The 19,581-nt window shown below is 39.1% G+C and carries 21 protein-coding genes and 1 riboswitch; of the genes, 18 read left to right on the forward strand and 3 right to left on the reverse strand.

Translation table 11 applies throughout. The features are described 5' to 3' along the window. Nucleotides 1-30: 30 nt before the first annotated feature. The 12 genes from FS458_RS07975 to FS458_RS08030 all read left to right on the forward strand — a co-directional run bounded on the left by FS458_RS07975 (nt 31) and on the right by FS458_RS08030 (nt 12,002). Nucleotides 31-1,206, forward strand: coding sequence for a D-alanyl-D-alanine carboxypeptidase family protein (locus FS458_RS07975; protein WP_144699300.1), 1,176 nt, complete (start codon nt 31-33; stop codon nt 1,204-1,206). Further along, nucleotides 1,200-1,793 carry a nucleoside recognition domain-containing protein gene (locus FS458_RS07980; RefSeq protein ID WP_144699302.1) on the forward strand — a complete coding sequence of 198 codons (594 nt, stop codon included), beginning with the start codon at nt 1,200-1,202 and terminating at the stop codon, nt 1,791-1,793. The genes FS458_RS07975 and FS458_RS07980 overlap by 7 nt, the downstream gene beginning before the upstream one ends. Then, nucleotides 1,794-2,327, forward strand: a complete 534-nt coding sequence (locus FS458_RS07985; protein ID WP_066395796.1) for a spore maturation protein — start codon at nt 1,794-1,796, stop codon at nt 2,325-2,327. A 93-nt stretch (nt 2,328-2,420) separates the two neighbouring features. Continuing rightward, complete coding sequence (locus FS458_RS07990; RefSeq protein ID WP_144699303.1) at nt 2,421-3,167, forward strand: pseudouridine synthase; 747 nt, start codon at nt 2,421-2,423, stop codon at nt 3,165-3,167. 54 nt (nt 3,168-3,221) lie between these two features. Continuing rightward, nucleotides 3,222-3,746 (forward strand): thiol-disulfide oxidoreductase ResA, encoded by a 525-nt coding sequence (gene resA / locus FS458_RS07995; RefSeq protein WP_144703417.1) that lies wholly within the window; start codon nt 3,222-3,224, stop codon nt 3,744-3,746. A gap of 12 nt (nt 3,747-3,758) precedes the next feature. Further along, nucleotides 3,759-5,363 (forward strand): cytochrome c biogenesis protein ResB, encoded by a 1,605-nt coding sequence (gene resB, locus FS458_RS08000; RefSeq protein WP_144703420.1) that lies wholly within the window; start codon nt 3,759-3,761, stop codon nt 5,361-5,363. A 25-nt stretch (nt 5,364-5,388) separates the two neighbouring features. Then, complete coding sequence (ccsB, locus tag FS458_RS08005; protein WP_144699305.1) at nt 5,389-6,573, forward strand: c-type cytochrome biogenesis protein CcsB; 1,185 nt, start codon at nt 5,389-5,391, stop codon at nt 6,571-6,573. Nucleotides 6,574-7,054: 481 nt separating this feature from the next. Beyond that, nucleotides 7,055-7,771, forward strand: coding sequence for a response regulator transcription factor (locus FS458_RS08010; RefSeq protein ID WP_066395787.1), 717 nt, complete (start codon nt 7,055-7,057; stop codon nt 7,769-7,771). Beyond that, nucleotides 7,768-9,567, forward strand: coding sequence for an ATP-binding protein (locus FS458_RS08015; protein ID WP_144699307.1), 1,800 nt, complete (start codon nt 7,768-7,770; stop codon nt 9,565-9,567). Before FS458_RS08010 ends, FS458_RS08015 begins: the two co-directional genes overlap by 4 nt. Nucleotides 9,568-9,680: 113 nt before the next feature. Next, nucleotides 9,681-9,864: riboswitch (cobalamin riboswitch) on the forward strand. Between the two features lie 159 nt (nt 9,865-10,023). Beyond that, entirely contained in the window at nt 10,024-10,425 is a 402-nt protein-coding gene (locus FS458_RS08020) for a DUF4430 domain-containing protein (RefSeq protein WP_144699309.1), read from the forward strand. After that, nucleotides 10,418-10,948, forward strand: coding sequence for an ECF transporter S component (locus FS458_RS08025; protein WP_144699310.1), 531 nt, complete (start codon nt 10,418-10,420; stop codon nt 10,946-10,948). The genes FS458_RS08020 and FS458_RS08025 overlap by 8 nt, the downstream gene beginning before the upstream one ends. Before the next feature lie 241 nt (nt 10,949-11,189). Continuing rightward, complete coding sequence (locus FS458_RS08030) at nt 11,190-12,002, forward strand: histidinol-phosphatase (protein WP_144699312.1); 813 nt, start codon at nt 11,190-11,192, stop codon at nt 12,000-12,002. A gap of 54 nt (nt 12,003-12,056) precedes the next feature. On the opposite strand, the gene serA is transcribed toward FS458_RS08030, so the two are convergent. Both serA and FS458_RS08040 read right to left on the reverse strand, forming a co-directional pair. Beyond that, nucleotides 12,057-13,631 carry a phosphoglycerate dehydrogenase gene (serA, locus tag FS458_RS08035; protein WP_144699314.1) on the reverse strand — a complete coding sequence of 525 codons (1,575 nt, stop codon included), beginning with the start codon at nt 13,629-13,631 and terminating at the stop codon, nt 12,057-12,059. A 192-nt stretch (nt 13,632-13,823) separates the two neighbouring features. Then, nucleotides 13,824-14,072: a ferredoxin gene (locus FS458_RS08040; protein ID WP_066395765.1), complete on the reverse strand. Its 249-nt coding sequence runs from the start codon at nt 14,070-14,072 to the stop codon at nt 13,824-13,826. Nucleotides 14,073-14,377: 305 nt separating this feature from the next. On the opposite strand from FS458_RS08040, the gene FS458_RS08045 reads away from it, so the two are divergent. From FS458_RS08045 to FS458_RS08065, 5 genes are all read left to right on the forward strand, one after another. Further along, a complete protein-coding gene (locus FS458_RS08045) occupies nt 14,378-15,370 on the forward strand; it encodes a helix-turn-helix domain-containing protein (protein WP_144699316.1) in 993 nt (330 codons plus the stop codon). Continuing rightward, nucleotides 15,348-16,847, forward strand: a complete 1,500-nt coding sequence (locus FS458_RS08050; RefSeq protein ID WP_144699318.1) for a RecQ family ATP-dependent DNA helicase — start codon at nt 15,348-15,350, stop codon at nt 16,845-16,847. Before FS458_RS08045 ends, FS458_RS08050 begins: the two co-directional genes overlap by 23 nt. 15 nt (nt 16,848-16,862) lie before the next feature. After that, nucleotides 16,863-17,468: a CPBP family intramembrane glutamic endopeptidase gene (locus FS458_RS08055; protein WP_260858511.1), complete on the forward strand. Its 606-nt coding sequence runs from the start codon at nt 16,863-16,865 to the stop codon at nt 17,466-17,468. Continuing rightward, complete coding sequence (locus FS458_RS08060; RefSeq protein WP_144699322.1) at nt 17,458-17,766, forward strand: hypothetical protein; 309 nt, start codon at nt 17,458-17,460, stop codon at nt 17,764-17,766. The genes FS458_RS08055 and FS458_RS08060 overlap by 11 nt, the downstream gene beginning before the upstream one ends. Nucleotides 17,767-17,965: 199 nt before the next feature. After that, nucleotides 17,966-18,418, forward strand: a complete 453-nt coding sequence (locus FS458_RS08065; RefSeq protein WP_186320487.1) for a DUF2663 family protein — start codon at nt 17,966-17,968, stop codon at nt 18,416-18,418. A 6-nt stretch (nt 18,419-18,424) separates the two neighbouring features. Here FS458_RS08065 and FS458_RS08070 read toward each other — a convergent pair whose 3' ends face one another. Continuing rightward, on the reverse strand, nt 18,425-18,640 hold the full coding sequence (locus tag FS458_RS08070; RefSeq protein WP_144699326.1) for a hypothetical protein: 216 nt from the start codon (nt 18,638-18,640) through the stop codon (nt 18,425-18,427). 175 nt (nt 18,641-18,815) lie between these two features. Here FS458_RS08070 and FS458_RS08075 point away from each other — a divergent pair, with 175 nt between their 5' ends. Beyond that, a complete protein-coding gene (locus FS458_RS08075; RefSeq protein ID WP_144699328.1) occupies nt 18,816-19,568 on the forward strand; it encodes a metallophosphoesterase in 753 nt (250 codons plus the stop codon). The last annotated feature ends 13 nt before the right edge of the window (nt 19,569-19,581 follow it).

A 19,581-nucleotide genomic window follows, 5' to 3' on the forward strand; every position in this document is an offset into this window, starting at 1 on the left:
TTACAAAACACCTAAAGGGCGGGATTATGAATGAAACGAACCTTAAAACGAAAACCATTGCTGCTCGTTATGATCTGTTTGCTTATCCTTGCTGCATTCCCGCAAGAAGCAAAGGCTGAACCCGGTGTATCAGCAAATGCTGCTGTGTTGATGGAGCAATCATCTGGAAGAGTATTGTATGGGCGCAATGAACATCGCCCCATGAGAATAGCAAGTATCACTAAGATCATGACGGCAATCCTTGCGATAGAATCAGGAAAGATGAACGATACGGTTACCATTACGGAAGCTGCCTCACGAACTGAAGGGTCATCTCTCTATTTAAAACCAGGTGAAAAGATTCCATTAAAAGATTTAGTGTATGGCTTGATGCTTCGATCCGGCAATGATTCAGCTGTTGCGATTGCTGAGCATGTAGGAGGGAGTCTGGATGGCTTTTCCTATTTGATGAATCAAAAAGCAGAAGAGATCGGTATGAAGCACACTCGGTTTAGAAATCCACATGGACTGGATACTCATGAAGATCATTATTCAACCGCTTATGATATGGCTATTTTAACGAAGTATGCGATGAATAATGATACGTTTAAAGATGTGTCATCGACGAAGGTCTATCGATCAGAACAAACCGGTGAAAAGTGGGATAGAGTGTGGCGAAACAAGAATAAGATGTTAAAGCTTTATGAATATTCCACTGGTGGCAAAACTGGATATACTAAACGTGCAAAAAGAACTTTAGTATCAACTGCAGAAAAAGATGGAATGGAACTGATTGCTGTTACACTGAACGATCCAAACGACTGGGATGATCATCGGAATTTGTTTGAGTGGGGCTTTCATTCGTTTAAGATGACAGAACTGATAAAAGAAGGCGAAATTTCCGGCATTAAAGATAAAGGATACAAAGGGAAAGTAGAAGCGGCTCGAACGTTCACTTATCCTTTACAAAAAGAAGAGATCGGTCAGATCTCTTCTTCCATCCAGTTGTATGAACTTCCGAAGTCGGGCAAGTGGGAAAAAGATAAGGTGCCTAAACCCGTTGGCAGGTATTTCGTAGATTTAAAGGAAACGAGAATCGCTGATCTTCCACTTTACTACGATGGCAAAGCATTGATCAAACCTGATCAGGGAGGTCTATGGTCGTCATTTAAGAGCATATTCAACAAATTGTTTTTTGTAGCTAAGGAAGACAATCGCCTATGGTGAATTACATCTGGGTAGGAATGATGGTAATCGGCTTCATTGTGGCAGGAATTAATGGCACGATGGATAAAGTGAACGAAGCGATTTTCACGAGTGCAAAAGAAGCGGTCACGTTAAGTTTTGGAATGATCAGTATTTTAGTATTTTGGTTAGGAATCATGAAGATCGCAGAAAAAGGCGGCTTATTAGAAGTGTTGGCGATCCTGTTTCGCCCAATCGTTAAGCGCCTTTTCCCAGATATACCAAAGGATCACCCTGCTCAAGGCTACATCCTATCAAATATGGCAGCTAACCTGCTTGGACTAGGAAATGCTGCAACACCAATGGGAATTAAAGCGATGGAACAGCTAAAGATATTAAATGGCGGAAAAAACGAAGCAAGCCGGTCGATGATAACGCTTCTTGCGATTAACACTTCAAGCATTACGCTAATCCCTACTACGATTATCGCAATCAGGATGAGCTATAACTCGGCATCGCCGACTGATATTGTTGCGCCTACATTGATTGCAACTGCAATTTCAACGGTGGGTGCTATATTAATAGATCGATATTATTATTACCGCTCTCTACCTAAGGGAGGGAAATAGATGTCGATCGTCCAATCCTTTTCCATTTGGTTTATTCCTTTTTTGATCGGATTTATCCTTTTGTATGGTACTTATAAAAAAGTCCCGACCTATGAGACTTTTGTAGAAGGCGGTAAAGAAGGTTTTTCGATCGCGATCAACATCATCCCTTTTTTAGTCGGTATGCTTGTTGCCATTTCAGTTTTTCGGGCATCAGGAGCTCTGGATTATGTCATGATGGCGATGCGTCCGCTATTTTCATTGTTTCATATTCCAGCAGAAGTTGTTCCGCTAGGGCTTATGAGGACGATTTCAGGAACAGGCGCTCTTGGGATGACATCAGATTTAATCGCTACACACGGTCCTGATTCTTTTATAGGAAGACTCGCTTCTACGATACAAGGAAGCACAGATACAACATTTTATGTGCTGACCGTTTATTTTGGAGCGGTTGGTATAAAAAAGATGAAATACGCGTTAAAAGTAGGATTATTAGCTGATTTGATAGGATTTTTAGCATCGATAGCTGTGATCTCTCTATTGTTTTATTCATAATTCGACAAAAAAGAGCCGTTGAGGCTCTTTTTTACGTTTACTGAGGTTGAGAATTACGAATAATGAAGGTATGATGAGACATGAGGTGAAATCATGGAACGATTGCAAAAAGTAATTGCACAAAGCGGCGTAACTTCCAGAAGAAAAGCGGAGGAGTTAATTCGTGAAGGCAAAGTGAAAGTGAACGGAAATGTAGTGACCGAACTCGGCACAAAAGTAGGTACAAAAGATAAGATTGAAGTGAATGAGATTCAAATTCAACGGGAACAACCCGTTTATTTTTTGATGTATAAACCTTCAGGTGTGATCACGGCAGTTTCGGATGATAAGGGAAGAAAAGTAGTAGCTGACTACTTTAAAGACATTATTGAACAGCGTGTGTTCCCTGTTGGAAGATTGGATTATGATACGACAGGTGCCATCATCATGACGAACGATGGTGAGTTTGCAAACGTACTTATGCATCCACGTTATCAGCTCGATAAAGTATACATTGCAAAAGTAAAAGGAATTCCTTCAAGAGAAAGAATCAAGCAACTTGAAAGAGGAATTCGCTTAGAGGATGGAATGACAGCTCCTGCTAAAGTGAAAGTAACATCGATCGATAAGAAAAAAGGAACAGCGATCATCGAGCTTACGATTCATGAAGGAAAGAACCGTCAAGTTAAGCGTATGTTAGAAGCGATCGGAACCCCTGTTATGAAATTAAAGCGTGAAAGATATGGATATTTAGATCTTAAAGGCCTGAATCCAGGTGAGTTTAGAGAACTTACTCCACATGAAATCAAACAGCTTAGAAATCTGGCTGTCACACAAACGTCAAAAAAAAGCCGTAGATAGGCTTTTTTTTCAAGTTATAGTAAAATGGAAGCGGCTTAAAGGAGCGGATGGATGTTGAAAAAAAACAGGTTTTGGTTTCGCTCTGCTCTGCTTGCCATTTTAGTTGTTGCGGTCGGTTATACGATATACAACAGTATGAATGAAGAGTCAGGTACATACATAAGTAAAGGCGATACGGCTCCAAATTTTGTGCTAACCGATCTGAATGGCAAACAAGTAGAGTTAGAAGATTATCGTGGTAAAGGTGTTTTCTTGAACTTCTGGGGTACGTGGTGTAAACCTTGTGAACGAGAGATGCCCTATATGCAAAGGCAATACGAGAAATACAAAGATCAGGGTGTAGAAATCCTTGCTGTAAACGTTAGCGAAACAAACGTATCCGTAAAAAATTTTGTTGATCGCTATCGCATGAGCTTTCCTGTCCCTATGGATAAACAAAGAGAAGTAACAAAAGCTTACGGCATAGGACCGATTCCTACTACGATTTTGATTGATAAGAACGGAAAAGTAGTGGAACGGACAAGTGAATCATTATCAGAGAAAAAAATTATTTCCTTCATGGAAAAAATAAAGCCGTAACGGGGTGAAATGATGCAAACGATAACATGTGAATGCGGCCACTCTAACCCATACGGAACAAGCCTTTGTCAAGCTTGCGGAAAACCGTTGAAGCAAGATGTTGAAATACTATCAAGCATGAGATACGAAGGAAGCGCGCGGCGATCCCAAACCTATAAACAAACACTTGTAGATAAGATTTGGAACTTCTTTTCGTCTGTTAAAGTCGGAGTATGGCTCATTGTCATTATTTTAGTAGCAGCGGCGATCGGAACCATTTTTCCACAAGAGACGTTCATACCTCCAAATGTTGATCCTGCGACTCATTATGAAAGCGAATACGGTACGCTCGGACTTATCTATTATTTGTTAGGATTTCATAACCTTTATGGTTCTTGGTGGTTCATTCTTCTACTAGGAATGTTAGGACTCTCTATCATTATTGCCAGTCTTGATCGTGGTATACCGCTTTATAAAGCATTAAAGACCCAAAGAGTCACAAGACATGATCAATTCATGAAGAATCAGCGATTGTTCTCAAAAAGCAGTGATGTGGAACTTGATGAGATTAAGTACACGCTTGAATCTCTTCGTTACAAAGTTCGAGAAGAAAATGGCAACCTCTTTGCAGAGAAGGGCCGTTTTTCAAGATGGGGAGCTTATGTAAACCATGTTGGACTGATCATCTTTTTAACGGGGGCAATGCTTCGTTTCTTCCCAGGAATGTACGTTGATGATATCTTATGGGTGCGAGAAGGAGAAAAAGCATCGATTCCAGGCACTTCAAGTGAAGAAGGACAATATTATCTAGAAAACAACGACTTCATTCTTGAGATGTATGATAAGGAAGAAAAGAAGTTTAATAGTGCGCTTAGTTCTGTAGATGGAGAAGTCGCAAAAAACTATCAAAGTAATGTTACTCTCTATAAAACAAAAGAGAACCATACGATCGGAGCCGAGCCAGAGCTTGAAAAAGTTAAGAGTGGTGAGATTCGAGTCAACGAACCGTTTAAGTTCGACTCGTTTGCTCTTTATCAAACAGACTTTAAGCTTAACGAGTTTTACAAGATGAGCTTCGAACTCGAAGAAAAAGCAACAGGTAACAAATTTGGTAAATTAACAGTAGATCTTCATGACCCTAAGAAAGAGTATGATCTAGGCGATGGCTATAAAGTTAAGATCGAAGAATACTTTCCAAACTTCGTCCTAAACGACCAGAACCAGCCATCAACTGTTAATAACTTACCTGATAACCCTGCGTTTGTATTCTCTATGTATTCTCCCAAAACACCAGAAGGAGAAAAAGCATTTGTAGGAATTCAGAAAAATATTGATTCCGGTGAGAATCAGTTTAAAATGACATTCGCTGGTATAGAAACGAAAGATCTAACGGCGCTTACAGTCCGAAAAGACCATACGCTTTGGATTATCGCGCTTGGTGGAATCATCTTTATGATAGGTGTTACACAAGGTTTATATTGGAACTATAGAAGAATTTGGATCAAACAAAATGCAGGTGAAGTATGGGCTGCGGCGCATACGAACAAGAACTGGTATGGCTTGAAAAAAGATGTGGAATTTCTGTCTGATAAGACCAATCTCACACCTTTAGAAGAAAAAGAAACAGCTTCAAAGTAATGCTGTTCAAGCGGGAGGGTTAATGATGGCTGAAATCAGCAGTACACTTTTATATAGTGCATTTATTATTTACTTGTTCTCTACTCTATTCTTTGCAATGTCTATTTCAGATAAAAAAGGAAAAGATGCTGTTCATACAAAAAAGTGGGGAAAAATAGGGTTCATAAGTTCATGTGTAGGTTTTGCAGCTCAACTAGGCTATTTTATTACAAGGTGGATGGCAAGTGGACATGCTCCTGTAAGTAACTTGTTTGAGTTTACTACGTTTTTTGGCATGATGATGGTACTCGCATTTATTATTTTATACATCATCTATCGTACGAACGGCCTTGGTGTTTTTGCGATGCCAATAGCCGTTCTCGTCATCGCGTATGCAAGCATGTTTCCAAGAGATATCTCTCCGCTGATTCCTGCACTTCAAAGTGACTGGCTAAAGATCCATGTTACGACAGCGGCGCTTGGAGAAGGAATCCTTGCGATCTCTTTCGTATCTGGACTGATATATTTGATCCGTACAGTTGATCAGACGGTCTCGTCAAAAAAGACTTTATGGTTAGAGATCATCCTATACAGCTTGATTGCTGTTGTTGGGTTCATTTTTGTTTCCATCGGGTTCAAGGGTGTTGGGTATGAAACAACATTTGAGATGATGGATGATAACAATCAAGCAGTTAAAGTAGTTTACGATATGCCAGCTATCGCTGGACCTAGTAACGGAGAGCAACTTGACGATTCTTTTGGACCATTATTCAGAACTCCATCTTGGATGAACGGTGTCGATGCTTCTATTAAGCTAAATACGTTTATCTGGTCACTATTAGCAGGAGCTGCCCTTTACGGCTTGCTTCGCCTAATTTTAAGAAAACGAATAGCAGCAGCTCTTCAAACAAAAGTTAAGATGAAACCAGATCTTCTTGATGAAATCAGCTACCGAGCAGTTGCAATCGGTTTTCCTATCTTTACACTAGGAGCACTTATCTTTGCTATGATTTGGGCTCAGCAAGCTTGGTCAAGATTTTGGGGATGGGATCCAAAAGAAGTTTGGGCTCTTATCACGTTCTTGTTCTATGCCGCATTTCTTCATTTACGATTATCAAGAGGCTGGCACGGAGAAAAGTCTGCTTGGCTTTGCGTGTTAGGGTTCTGGATCATCACATTTAACTTGATCGCGGTAAACCTTGTTCTTGTAGGATTGCATTCATACGCTTAAAGATTTAAGAAGTCTCTCTTTTATTAGAGAGACTTTTTTAAAAGAGACGAACATGATGAACTACATAATGACCTTTAGGAATTGTTGTTTTAATCATTTTTATTAACTTCATTGATAAGTTTATTGTAGTGGAAGACGCGAGACTCCTACGGGACGAGCGGCCAGGTGGAGACTCCTAAGGGCGCGTAGCGTGCCAGCTACCTGCAATTTCTTCTGGTAAGGCATGCGACGAGAAAACTCGTTTCGATAGGGTTTGCTGGTAGACACAGGAGCACACGTACTTCTTCGAACACCGTTCGCCCCGTGGAAAGCGAGCATCTGTAACGGAAATCAACTACTGAATAAGTTGTATTCAAAACCATCCCTAAGTCAAAAGAAAATAGAGTTACAGCATGTCCGGTTTGTTTAGTGTAGTTGGTTTCATGTATGATAGAGGCAGGAAAAAAATCTTGTTTAACTGATTTTAAGTGGAGGATTGAATATGGATACAGAAGCTAAAATTCTAGTTGTTGATGATGAAGAAAGAATTCGAAAACTATTAACGATGTATCTAGAGCGAGAGAACTACGAAGTTCATGAAGCAGAAAACGGTGAGGATGCGCTACAGATGGCAGTATCCATCAATTTTGATCTGATCTTGCTCGACCTCATGCTTCCGGGTATGGACGGGATTGAGGTTTGTGAGAAATTAAGAGAAAAGAAAGCGACTCCTGTGATCATGTTAACAGCTAAAGGAGAAGAGCTTAATCGCATAGAAGGCTTCGAAGCTGGTACGGACGATTATATCGCGAAGCCGTTCAGTCCAAGAGAAGTTATTCTACGTGTGAAAGCACTGTTAAGACGGTCTTCTCCTACGAAGTTTCTTCAAACTGAGACGGTTGCAAAAAACGTGGTTGTATTTAAACACCTTACGATCGATCACGATGCTCACCGTGTAACAGCTGGCGGAAAAGAAGTTAACTTAACACCAAAAGAATATGAGTTGTTGTACTATTTAGCAAAGACCCCAGATAAAGTCTATGCACGCGAACAACTTCTTAAAGATGTTTGGAACTATGAATTCTTTGGTGACCTTAGAACAGTTGACACACATGTGAAAAGACTTAGAGAGAAGCTTAACAAAGTCTCACCTGATGCAGCATCCATGATTGCAACAGTTTGGGGAGTAGGGTACAAATTTGAGGTTGGGAATGAATGATTTGGAGAAGTGTAGTTGGTAAACTTTGGATCACGATACTCTTATTAGTTTCAGTTGTTTTAACCCTTCTCACCATTCTCCTTACGCAGTTCTTTGAATCGTTTTACGATGATCAAGCGCGAGATCAATTAACGAAGATGGCTGATCGAGTGATGTTGATTATGGAGAGCGATGAGAATAAAGAAGAAGCAATACGCATCACAAGTGAAATGGCCGAAGCATATTCTATGTCGATCATGATCATAGATGAAAATCAGGAATCCTTTATGTCTGAGAATACTTACGATGATGCACCTTATATCCCTGTCTCTGTTTTTAAAGAGAACGATCAGTTATCAACTGTTGCAGAAAGTGGAAAAAAGATCTACGTAAACGGAGAATTTCCCGTTCTGAATAAAAATGATGAGACGATGCAAAGGATGATTATCTATGGTGAACCATATGGATCAGGGGACAATGCAGGAGCTGTTTACGTCTATCAATCCATCGAGAATGTAGAAAAGACGACGAATCATACCAAGTATCTCATCTTTTTAGCAGCAGGGATCGCAATCATTTTAACTACGATTTTTGCGTTCTTCTTATCTACGCGTATTACCGCCCCACTAAGAAGGATGAGGGAAGCGGCGACATCTGTAGCTAAAGGTGAGTTTGATATGAAAGTACCGATTTTAACACATGATGAGATCGGCGAACTTGGCATGACGTTTAACCGGATGGGCAGACAGTTAAAAAACAACATCACTGCGTTGAACCAAGAAAAAGAGCAGCTAACGAGTGTTTTGAGTTCGATGGCAGATGGTGTGATCACTTTTGATAGAAAAATGAACATTCTTGTTACGAATCCTCCTGCTGATCGGTTCCTACAGGCATTCTATTACGAATCAGGCATGAAGACTGAGGTCAACGGAAACGTTCCTGAGACGGTCAAACAGCTCTTTGGACAAGTTGTTGCACTCGAGAGTGAGCAGATGACAGAGATCGCGATACAAGGCCGTTCGTGGGTAGTCGTAATGACGCCGCTGTATGACCAATCTTTAATACGAGGAGCAGTCGCTGTTCTTCGAGATATGACGGAAGAACGTCGTATGGACAAGCTTAGAGAAGACTTTGTTGCGAACGTTTCACATGAATTGAAGACGCCTATTGCGATGCTTCAAGGGTATAGTGAAGCGATCGTAGATGATATTGCAGAATCTGAAGAAGAGAAGAAAGAGTTAGCAGGAATCATCTTAGACGAATCGAAACGAATGGGAAGACTTGTTAACGAACTCCTCGATCTTGCAAGATTAGAGGCGGGTCATATGAAGCTTCACTACAGTTCTCTTCCGATCATTCCTTTCGCAGAAAGAATCGTTCGGAAATTTCAAGGACCTGCTAAAGACAGAGAGATTCAATTAAATCTTGAATTTAAGAAAAATCTCAAAAGTTTGCAAGAGGAGATGGATATCGATCCAGACCGGATTGAGCAAGTCTTAACCAATTTGATCGACAATGCCATTCGTCATACTTCTCAAGGCGGTTTTGTAAACCTTACTATAGAAGTGAGCGAACAGAACGTGAAGTTTTTTGTTAAAGACAATGGAACGGGTATTAAAGAAGAAGATCTGCCATTTGTTTTCGAACGCTTTTATAAAGGTGATAAAGCAAGAACAAGAGGAAAATCAGGCGGAACTGGCCTTGGCCTCGCTATTGCAAGAAACATTGTAGAAGCACATGGTGGTCAGATCAGCGTTCATAGTAAAAATAATGAAGGCACGACATTTTCTTTCGTTATTCCGCGAACGTTGAAATAAATTAGCAATACGTCCCGATTAATCTTGTTTCATAAGGAACAAAAGCAGTTGTTAAAAAAGGATTTCACAAATTTCTCCAATATGTTTATAATAGGAATTGTGATTTCATAAAATTTCATAAGTGTTAAACAGGTGCAGTCCTTTATTGGACGAGCTTAATAGGGAAAACGGTTAGATGCCGTTGCGGTCCCGCCACTGTAATTGTGAGGATCCTATAATATCGCCACTGTGAAAACGGGAAGGTGTTAGGAGACGATGATCAAGAGCCAGGAGACCTGCCTGTTTGTTACATGACATGACCTACGAGGATAGGGGGGTGTTTAACAGTACCGGGGCCGGTTGCTGTTTTCTGCCTGTATACTATTAATCTCCTTCGTAGCCGAAGGGGATTTTTTTAGTTGCGTGAAGTAAATTTAGTATCAAACAAAGTGTTTTTATAACAGAAAGAGGTTAATCATGAAGAAATTACTTTTAGTATTAGCAACAATGATGATGATGTTGGTGGGCTGTGGAACGACTGAAACGAAAGAAAAAGCGGATCAGCCGAAACAAGAAGAAACGAAAAAAGAACAAGTAACGGTTCAGATCACAAAGGATAACGGAAAAGAAAAGGTTACAGAAAAGAAAATAGAGATTGCAAAAGATGCGACCATCATGGACGTGATGCAAGATAACTTTAAGATTGAAACTCAGTACGATGGAGCATTCATAAGCAGTATTGAAGGTGTGGCCGGGAGCGAACAGGACAAAACATCATGGTTTTTCTCTGTAAACGGTGAAGAAGCGATGAAGGGTGCTAAAGAAATCACGTTAAAACCTGGCGATGTCGTAGAATTTGATCTTCACAAGTATGAATAAGCTGACAGTAAAAAGAATTACGATCATTGCCTTACTTGCTGCTATTTTAACTGTTGGAAGAATCGCCTTTGCTATGATACCGAATGTTCAGCCGAATACAACGATCCTCATTCTTGCTTCATTCGTACTCGGTCCAGCTCAAGGGCTCTTACTTGCGATATTAAGTACGATCACAACCAATCTATTTTTAGGACACGGCTTGTGGACGTTCGGTCAGATGTTTGCATGGGGGCTGATTGCCGTAATGAGTGCATACATAGGAAGATACCGACATAATATTCCTTGGTGGTTGCTCACTATCTATGCTGGATTCTGTGGCTTTCTGTTTGGTTTTATCATGTCCGTTCTCTTTGGCGGTATCATCATGCAGAAATTCTGGCCGTATTACTTAGCGAGTCTTCCTTTTGATCTAAATCACGCTATTGGTAACGTAGTATTCTTTATCGTTCTTTACAAACCACTTCTTTATGTGATGGAAAATTATATAAATAAGGATGTTAGTCAAAAAGCTGCCTTTGAATAGGGAGCTTTTTTTCTTTAAAAACCGGTTCAAAAAGTTGAAAAGCTGAATAGGATGATAAAGTTGATTTTACTTTTACCTAGGAGGACCCTATGCGAGATTATCTGAACCGTTTTTTTGCTGTGATTTTTTTAATGATGTGCTTAAGCGTCTTATTTATCGGAGGTAAATTGGGAGCATAAACACTTGAACGTTCAATGATTTCATGGTACATATGGTAAAACGTTTTAAAAAGGAGATTAATATGCTAACAGATTACCATTCTCATCTCGAAAAAGGGACATTGACGATCGATTATCTAAAACAGTTTGTAGACACAGCAAAAGAGAAGGGAATACAAGAGTTTGGGATCTCGGAACACGCTTATCACTTTTATGAAACAAAAAACATCGTATCAAGACCATGGATGGAAGAAAGACGCTATTACAAGATGGATGATTATGTGGATCTCTTTAAACGAGCAGATCAGTTGGAAATGGACGTTCGCATGTCGATCGAAATGGATTATACGCCCGGTAGACACGCTGAGATGAAGGCTTTCATAAAGTCCTATCCTTTCGATTATGTGATCGGTTCTGTGCATTGGGTTGATGATTTTGGGATAGACCTTGCAGAATACCGAAAAGAGTGGGATCGTCGTGATCTTTATGAAACGTATCGTTCGTACTATGATCAAATTGTAACTCTTGCAGAATCAAATCTATTTGATATTGTTGGACATATCGATCTAGTCAAGATCTTTAAATATGTTCCGACTGATCAAGAATTTCTCTTCGAACAGTATGAGCGCGTCACGGATGCGTTACAAAATTCAAAAACATGTGTAGAGATCTCATCTGCGGGTCTAAGAAAACCTGTCGGACGAATCTATCCAGAGCCAGAACTTCTATCACTTTGCTATAAAAAAGGGATACCGATCGTACTCTCTTCAGATGCTCATGAACCTCACCAAGTTGGAGAGAATTATGAGGAGACGATAAAGCTTGCAAAAGAGATTGGTTATACGAAGCTGATGACTTTTCAGGATGGGGAAAGAAAAGAAGTAGATTTAGGATAAACATATATAAAAAAGCTCTGCAATCATCATGCAGAGCTTTTTGCTTTCTCGATATTATAGATCCAAAGGTTTGCACACGAGAAGATCCTCAATGCTCCTGAGCTCTTTCTGAGTAGATTCTGGAAGCTGGGTGTCAAAGGTAAGGACCATCATCGCCTCACCACCTGCTGATTTACGCCCAACGTGCATCGTTGCGATATTGATGTTGCGTTCTCCTAAAAATGCTCCTACTTTTCCGATGATTCCTGGTGTATCACGATGCTCGATGTACAGAAGTGATCCTTGTGGAACAAAATCAACCGTGTAGCCGTTCAATTTGATGATTCGGCCACCAAATCCTTTAACGAGTGTTGCCGAAAGTGTAAATGTTGTGTTCAGACCTGTGACTTTTACATGGATGATATTTGGATAACCGTGATCATCTGTCCCATGCTTTTCACCGACTACAATTCCTTGTTCCTTCGCGGCCACCATGCTGTTTACATCGTTAACAGGGCGATCTAATCTCGTTTTTAAGAAGCCACACAAAAAACTGCGTGTAAGGGAAGAAGTATCGGTTTCAGATAAGGATCCGCCATAACCGATCGAAATCTCTGAAACGGGTTCTTTAAAGAACTGAGTCGTAAAAGAACCAAGAAGATTTGAGAAATCATAATAAGCAATCAGTTTCTCATACGTATCTTTTGATAGTGAAGGGAAGTTCACCGCATGTTTTAATGGTTGATGTAAAAAATGCGATCGAATCTCATCGCTCGCCATATAGGCTACATTTTTTTGCGCTTGCACCGTGGATGCAGCGATATGAGGTGTAACGATCACTTTAGGATGATCGACTAAAGAGCGACTGACGGGCGGTTCTTGTTCAAAAACGTCAAGAGCGCAGCCAGATAGATGTTCGTTATCCAAGTAGTGTAGAAGAGCTTCCTCATCGATGATGCCTCCACGAGCACAGTTTAGGATGAACGCACCTTTTTTAGCGTATTTTAAGTTATCAAGATTTAATAGTTTATGGGTATCTTTTGTAAGCGGGGTATGAACGGTGATCACGTCACTCTGCTGGATTAACGTATCAAGATCAACAGAAGTAACAGATAGTTCTTTTTGTTTTTCTTTCGGAAAATAAGGGTCGAATACGAGTACGTTCATGGAGAAACTTTTCGCGCGCTTTGCAAGCTCTGAGCCGATTCTTCCCATGCCGACTATACCGAGCGTTTTCTGGTAGAGTTCTTGGCCCGTATACTTTTTGCGGTTCCATTCACCTTGTTTTACAGATTGATTTGCTTGTGGAATGTTACGGACTAATGCCATCATCATGGCCCAAGTATGTTCTGCAGTTGAAATAGTGTTTCCTTCAGGTGCATTTACGACGAGTACACCTCTTTTTGTAGCTGCGTTCAGATCGATATTATCTACACCAACACCAGCTCGTGCGATGATCTGAAGCGCTGGCAGTTGATTCAGTACATCTTCAGTAATCTTTGTTGCACTTCTTACCATGATTCCTTGAATGTTTTCTGGTTGAGTGATTTCATCTAGTTTTCCGAATATCAATTCAACGCCTTCAAGTTTTACTAACGGCTCAACACCTTCACTCGTTATTCCATCACAGACTAATACGGTTGCTGTCACAGTTCCACCCCTTGGTTATCTTTATGAATAGCATCAATATTTTGATAATTTATCACATTCTGACGATAGGTACAACTATGATTTTTAAGATAGCGGTTTCAAAATATAAGAAAACTAATTGACAATGAGAATCATCCTTAATAAAATAAATAAAAACCCTCTAATGTAAGAGGGTTCCAGGTAAGATGAAAACTATTCGAATTTTAATGCATCACCATCGAATGACTCATCAGATACTTTAATGGAATCTGTAGGACAGCCTTCGAATGCATCTTGCATATCTTCTAACAATACATCTGGAATTTCAACGATTCCTTGGTTATCGTCTAGAGTTACAAACGCAATTCCTTCGTCGTCATAATCGTAAATGTCTGGTGCTGCAGCTCCGCATGCTCCACATGCGATACATGTTTCTTTGTCAACAATCGTATACTTTGGCATAATGAATACCTCCTAAGGAATTGAAAGAATACCCGCTTACATATTTAACCATTTTAAATTAAGGGTCTACTAATCATATTGTAATAAGTATCCCTCTACTTTTCAATAGAAAATTAGGACCTCGTCATATCTTTTATTCCCAATCTTCCTCTTAATATAACACTTTTACTCTTAAATTTCCTTAATTCTGATAAGATAGATTATATGATAAAGTGTGGTGATTTATTATTGATATTTGTCATGTTGTTTTATTAGATATCTTTCGAAAAATAAACGGTAGTAGAAAAAGCTCAGGCGTCTATTATATGGTTACTGGAAAGAAAACGGCACAATCATTGTCTGACAGTCAATGGTTTGGCATTGAACGATATTATTCCGCTTTTAAAGGCATGGCACATGATACTTTTACTGAAACCATTCATAGCTTGATAAAAGAAAAGTATATGGAGGCTGTAGAAGACCATGTTTATATCCTTACTGAAAAAGGTGAAGAAATTCTAGAGAGTGAGAATGATAGATTATCATACCTAAAGCATTTAAACGGACTTAAGTATGCCTCAATCGAGACTTCTTGTTGGCAAGTGATTACGTTATATGTACAAGCTCTTTCCAACTCGCTTTATGGTAATTTCAATTATTCACCAGTAATAAGGGACTTCTCAGTGATTCAAAAAGTCAAATCTGTTTTTCCTAAATCAAATTCAGAAAGAAAGGTTCAAGCGGAAAAACTCTATTCTGAAGTATCACGAGTACTGTTTGAACATGATAAGGTATCAGCGGATCTATTTGTTAAGAAATTGTCTGGATACAATAGAATTGGCAGTACATTTGAGCAGATATCCCGGGTTGAAGGCATAAGTCTGCAAGAGACTATCCTTCGTTTCAGGGCGGTCTTGCATTCTCTCATACAAAAGGTAACCTCAGAAAAGATTGATCTTCCAATGCTGTACTCCTTAATAGGTTCGTATACAGAAGCTCCAGCATTAACGAATTCAGCATCAATAACTTTTAAAATGTTAAAAAGCAATAAATCGATAGACGAAATCATGAGCGTTAGAAATCTTAAGAGCAGCACACTAGAAGATCATCTTGTCGAGATTGCAAGAGAAGTTCCCGATTTTTCGATAATCCCTTACATTGATGAACAAGAATTTTTGAAGGTAAAACACTATTACAGAAAAACGAATGAAACGAAGCTTCGCCCATTTAAAGATGCCTTTCCACATCTGTCATATTTTCAGATCAGGCTAGTACTTGCAAAAGAGGGTGGTAAACATGCAACTGGAAGCAGCACTTAAAGAATTATATGGATTTTCAACGTTTAGATCTGGCCAAAAAGAGATGATTACTGACCTGCTTTCAGGAAATGATGTGTTAGGTATGCTGCCGACTGGAACCGGAAAAACCTTAATCTATCAGATGACTGCACAACTATTAAAAGGAAGAGCACTTATCGTTTCTCCATTGGTATCGTTGATGGAAGATCAAGTAGATCAGTTCAAACAAGCCGGATTCAAAAGAACGGTCGCACTTAACAGCTTTTTAGACCAGGGTGAGAAACAGATCATCCTAAAAAGAATACAAGATTATCAGTTTGTGTTTGTGAGTCCAGAAATCCTTCAAAACCCATACATCCGTTCTATTCTGCTGTCAGTTAGTTGGTCGTTATTCGTAGTCGATGAAGCACATTGCATCTCAAAATGGGGTCATGAATTTCGTCCCTTTTATCTAGAGTTAGCAGATATGAAAAAAGCGATGAGAAATCCTCTTTGTCTTGCATTAACAGCAACGGCAACAAAAAAAGTACAAGATGATATCCTTCATCATCTAGACATGAAGACTGCAAACGTACATATTCATAGTGTGAACCGTCCGAACATATCTATCTTTGTTGAACGATTTGATGAGCATGATCAGAAAGTGGAGAGAGCAATGGAGCTGGTTCAACAGCTTAAGGGTCCGGGCATCATCTATACGAATACCAGGAATGCGGCAGAACAGCTAGTGAAAAAATTTCAAGATCATGAGATAGAAGGGATCGCTTATTATCATGGTGGCATGAATGCGGATGAGAGACTTCTTGTACAAAAGCAATATCTTGAATCACAGCTGAACATTATTATTTGTACGAATGCTTTTGGAATGGGAATAAATAAACCGGACATCAGATTTGTGATTCATTTTCACACACCCTCTACGATTGAAGGATATATTCAAGAAATAGGGAGAGCGGGCAGAGACTCGAAACCTTCTGCAGCTGTCCTGTTGTATCATCCAGCTGATCTTGAGATACCGTACCATTTTATTGATCAAGAACTGCCTGATCAAGTACAGATTGATTATTTGTTTTCCGATCAAGAACAGTTAAAAGAGAATACCTACAGAGAAAATCTGAAACTCGTAGGTTTATCTGAAACAGGTCAAAGGTTCATGGAATATCACTTGAAAAAAGCAGATGTTCTAGATAAACGAAATCTAGATGTTCACGAAAAAAATGTGCTGATCTCGACAATAAAACTCACGATAGAGAATAGAAAAGCTGATAAAATAGATGCATTGAAGGCGATCGAAAAGTGGGCAACAAGTAATGAGTGTAAACGAAGCGGATTGCTGAGATATTTCGGAGAATCCGGTCATGAACAAAATTCAATGTGCTGTGGTCATTGTGGAACAGACCTTTCTTACTTTTATGGAAAGCAAGCGTCACGCAACACTTGTTATGGATTATGGGAAGATGAACTAAGACGACTTTTAAGACAGGAAGTGTACAACTAAAGGATGAGAAATTCTGTGAAAAACAATTGGATCGACCAGATCACACCGAGAGAACTCTTGTTAAACGTCTATTTTTCACAAAGTTTGTTTATGATAACGGCGATTGGTCTTGCATTCTTCTTTAACGTATCATTTCCATGGGTGTTGCATGACCTTGATCTTTCGATAAACGAATGGCTGCTTGCGATAAGTACAGGGTTGTTCCTTCCATTTTTATCAATTCAGTTAAAAAAGAGGTTGCCGGAAGAAACGTTAGATGATGGCGGAATTAACGAAAAGATTTTTGGTTCTCTCTCGTATATCCATATCTTTTTTCTAACAGGCATAATTGCTTTTGCTGAAGAGTGGCTCTTCCGCGGAGTCCTTCAATCACTTTTAGGTCTATTTTTAACGAGTATTATTTTCGCTGTACTGCATGTTCGTTATATAAAAAAACCTGTTCTATTTAGTATCGTTTGTGGATTAAGCTTTTGGCTAGGTTTGATCTATGAGATGACAGATAACATTTGGGTACCTTTCATAGCTCATTTCTTGATCGATTTTATTTCTGGATGCTGGATAGCTAAACAAAACAATATCATTGACAGCGAGAGTAGGAGTGTGGATCTAGATGAAGAGTGATCAGGCGGAGAGTTTGAGAAATAAAACAGCAGATCATACCACTGCTGCTGTTCAACATGTTCATTCCTTGCCTTCAAGAACAGAAGTGCACGGGAAAAAGAGAGAAAACGAAAGAAAACAAAAAAATGCTAAAAAAGAAAAGAGAAATACAACTTTTTTAGTTACTCGATTACTCTTAGCTGCTTTTATTCTTTTGATCGGAATAACAGTGACTTATAAATTGTGGTCAAAAGATCTTTATATCCCTGTACAGAGTGAAGATCGAGAAGGCGTTGAACAAGTAGAGATCGAGGATTAAAGACCGCCTGGTTATGTATGTCCAGACGGTCTTTTTTTGATTGTAATATTCTTTTATTCGATTCCCTTTAAACGAATTTTGGTGTTTCTTTATCGTCTGCTTAAGAATGAAAGGAATGGCTTGTTACACGGACTAGCAATTATTAAAAAGCATGAATCTGCTTGTATAGGCATAGTTATGTGTACAGGAGGTAATGCGAATGAATGCACTGAATCACTGGAAGATAAAGCCCTTTGTTGATGAATTGACAAGTATAGTGTTAGCACAGCTTGTTGATAAAAAAGCTGAAAAAGACAAGTGGAAAAAAGCCATCAACCAATGGGGATTATCGATGATTTTTGTTGTACTAGCAACCTTCGTCTACCTTTACTACTATAAGCTTCCAACAGCCTCTAGATTTTCAAATCCATTAACGTTATTATTCTCTGATGAAATGGTATGGATCTGTACAGGTTTTATTATTTTTGCGAGCTTTTATATGATCTGGATGAAAAAGAAGTACAAAAAAGCTGATGATGATTTTGAAGCGATCAGAAAAGATTTTATAGATCGTAACGAAGAATGGTGGAGTGATGAGGAACAATGGAACCAGAGGCACGTCGTTTTTGAATTTATGAAACATGAATATAACATAAATATTCTTCACAAATAATGAGATTTACTGACAGGGGCATCCGAAAAATAAACAAGAATCTCGATCGTGGTGCTGACCTTGGATAACAACGGTCATTTCACAAAAATGATCGATTCTTCCAAATGCTAGCGTTTCGTGTTTTTCCATGCAATACACTTCTATAGGAAGACCGAGTCGCATGCTATAAGACAGCTCCGGATCTGTCACGAGAGATTTATTCTTCAATTTAGTTAATGTCATGATGTTTTTCCTCTCCTCTTATTTTGGTTAATCATGTAAATTAATCATACGTGAAATTTACATTTTTTTCAACAAATCTTTTTAAATATTCAAAAAATTAACACAGGGTCCATTCTACTTAGGATGCCGAAAGAAAATATGATATGATCATTTAAATTCATATCAGGAGGACACAATGATCTTTTTATATTTATTCATTTTAGCTGGTATTTCGCTAATACTATATATGTATATTGAAGCGCATCGAAATCGTGTCATTCACGATTCCATCAAGATTGCAAAACTGCCAAAGTCATTTGAAAATTTTAAGATCTTTTTTATTTCTGATGTTCATAAGCGGGAAATATCGGAAAAGATTATTAAAGAATCTGGAAAAGCTGATCTCGTTGTAATAGGTGGTGACCTTGTTGAAAAAGGAGTTTCAATGAAGAAGGTAGAAGATAATATCAAGCGCCTTTCAACGATTGGACCTGTTTTCTTTGTATGGGGTAACAATGATTACGATGTAGATACGAAACAGTTAGCTTTCACGATCGAAAATGAAGGTGCAAAGATTTTAGACAATACTAACGTCTGCATTAAAAGAAACCATGATGTTATCGACTTGGTTGGAGTAAATGATACATCCCTGGGTTTTGCCTCTCTGAAAGATGCACTTAAAGAATGCCAAACTTCTTGCAGGATATTAATTAGTCATAATCCTGATATTTCAAAACAAATCAACGGTGAAGATAACGTCCAGCTTGTTTTAACGGGGCACACGCATGGAGGACAAATCCGTGTTGGACCTTTCGGAATAGCAAAAAGAGGCGGCTGGTATGAAGAGTTAACACATACCTTATTAGTGAGCAACGGATATGGAGCAACACATCTACCTTTACGATTAGGGGCACCTAGTCAAACACATTTGATAACCTTAACGCGGTAAAAAGTTTACATTA

The sequence above is a fragment of the Fictibacillus phosphorivorans genome (genome assembly GCF_007673525.1).
GTDB lineage: Bacteria > Bacillota > Bacilli > Bacillales > Fictibacillaceae > Fictibacillus > Fictibacillus phosphorivorans_C.

Bases quoted from the DNA above. Each gene is read 5' to 3' on its own strand.
- FS458_RS08050 (WP_144699318.1), top strand. From the start codon at position 15,348: ATGCAACTGGAAGCAGCACTTAAAGAATTATATGGATTTTCAACGTTT.
- FS458_RS08025 (WP_144699310.1), top strand. From the start codon at position 10,418: ATGAATAAGCTGACAGTAAAAAGAATTACGATCATTGCCTTACTTGCT.
- resB (WP_144703420.1), top strand. From the start codon at position 3,759: ATGCAAACGATAACATGTGAATGCGGCCACTCTAACCCATACGGAACA.
- FS458_RS08030 (WP_144699312.1), top strand. From the start codon at position 11,190: ATGCTAACAGATTACCATTCTCATCTCGAAAAAGGGACATTGACGATC.
- FS458_RS08075 (WP_144699328.1), top strand. From the start codon at position 18,816: ATGATCTTTTTATATTTATTCATTTTAGCTGGTATTTCGCTAATACTA.
- FS458_RS08065 (WP_186320487.1), top strand. From the start codon at position 17,966: ATGAATGCACTGAATCACTGGAAGATAAAGCCCTTTGTTGATGAATTG.
- FS458_RS08060 (WP_144699322.1), top strand. From the start codon at position 17,458: ATGAAGAGTGATCAGGCGGAGAGTTTGAGAAATAAAACAGCAGATCAT.
- FS458_RS08020 (WP_144699309.1), top strand. From the start codon at position 10,024: ATGAAGAAATTACTTTTAGTATTAGCAACAATGATGATGATGTTGGTG.
- FS458_RS07975 (WP_144699300.1), top strand. From the start codon at position 31: ATGAAACGAACCTTAAAACGAAAACCATTGCTGCTCGTTATGATCTGT.
- FS458_RS07990 (WP_144699303.1), top strand. From the start codon at position 2,421: ATGGAACGATTGCAAAAAGTAATTGCACAAAGCGGCGTAACTTCCAGA.
- FS458_RS08070 (WP_144699326.1), bottom strand. From the start codon at position 18,640: ATGACATTAACTAAATTGAAGAATAAATCTCTCGTGACAGATCCGGAG.
- FS458_RS07980 (WP_144699302.1), top strand. From the start codon at position 1,200: ATGGTGAATTACATCTGGGTAGGAATGATGGTAATCGGCTTCATTGTG.
- ccsB (WP_144699305.1), top strand. From the start codon at position 5,389: ATGGCTGAAATCAGCAGTACACTTTTATATAGTGCATTTATTATTTAC.
- FS458_RS08040 (WP_066395765.1), bottom strand. From the start codon at position 14,072: ATGCCAAAGTATACGATTGTTGACAAAGAAACATGTATCGCATGTGGA.
- FS458_RS07985 (WP_066395796.1), top strand. From the start codon at position 1,794: ATGTCGATCGTCCAATCCTTTTCCATTTGGTTTATTCCTTTTTTGATC.
- FS458_RS08010 (WP_066395787.1), top strand. From the start codon at position 7,055: ATGGATACAGAAGCTAAAATTCTAGTTGTTGATGATGAAGAAAGAATT.
- FS458_RS08015 (WP_144699307.1), top strand. From the start codon at position 7,768: ATGATTTGGAGAAGTGTAGTTGGTAAACTTTGGATCACGATACTCTTA.
- FS458_RS08045 (WP_144699316.1), top strand. From the start codon at position 14,378: ATGGTTACTGGAAAGAAAACGGCACAATCATTGTCTGACAGTCAATGG.